Here is a 670-nt window from a genome sequence, read left to right as displayed (position 1 = left end):
AATCAATCTTGAGTCCTTGCCGGCTTCTTTAGACAGCCCCCGTTGGCAAAGTGGCGCTCCCATGCTTGGTGCTTTTGATGATGAAAATAGACTTGTTATGTTTACAGGTGCACCGATGGAAGCAACGGTTGTTTCGCAAGAAATGGGAGCACCAGATGGAAGTTTTAACTTTATCACGAAAATGTTTGCCGAAGTTGATACGACGGAAGGTCTTTTAAGCATAGGGGAACGTCGGCTTCGTAATCATCAGATGCCGATCACATGGCACAAGGAGAGGGTGTGTTCTTATCTTACGGGTGCTTATCATGGTCGTTCGCGCAATCGTTATCACCGCTTTAAATTACGCATTCCTGAAGGCGTTCATTGGAACCATATCACAGGGTTTAATGTGGATTTACGTCCTTTAGGCAGAGGATAATGGCAAAAGTTTTTTTGACCACGTCTTGGGATATGGAGCGTATAGCGCCTTATCTGGAAGACATCATTGAATCTTTTAGAGAGTATGTGGAACGTTTCAAACATGAAATCACGTTGCAAGAGCTTATGGAAGCGATTTGCAGTGGCAAGAAACAGTTATGGCTTGTTTTGGATGATGACGAGCGCGTCTTAGCGGCATTCACGACCCAGATACAGCAGACAGTTTTAGGAAAGAAGCGCGCACTGATTTGTG

General features: G+C 44.9%; 2 pseudogenes. Both read left to right on the top strand.

The window, feature by feature from the left end:
* A pseudogene (locus tag ACFIKU_RS10115) lies at nucleotides 1–418 on the top strand (hypothetical protein); the annotation flags it as partial.
* Nucleotides 418–670: pseudogene (locus ACFIKU_RS10110) on the top strand (hypothetical protein); the annotation flags it as partial. The pseudogenes ACFIKU_RS10115 and ACFIKU_RS10110, both read left to right, overlap by 1 nt.

Origin of the sequence: Bartonella sp. CM120XJJH (genome assembly GCF_042194715.1) — a bacterium.
In the GTDB taxonomy this organism is placed as follows: Bacteria; Pseudomonadota; Alphaproteobacteria; order Rhizobiales; family Rhizobiaceae; genus Bartonella.
This window is presented reverse-complemented; position numbering and strand designations above follow the sequence as displayed.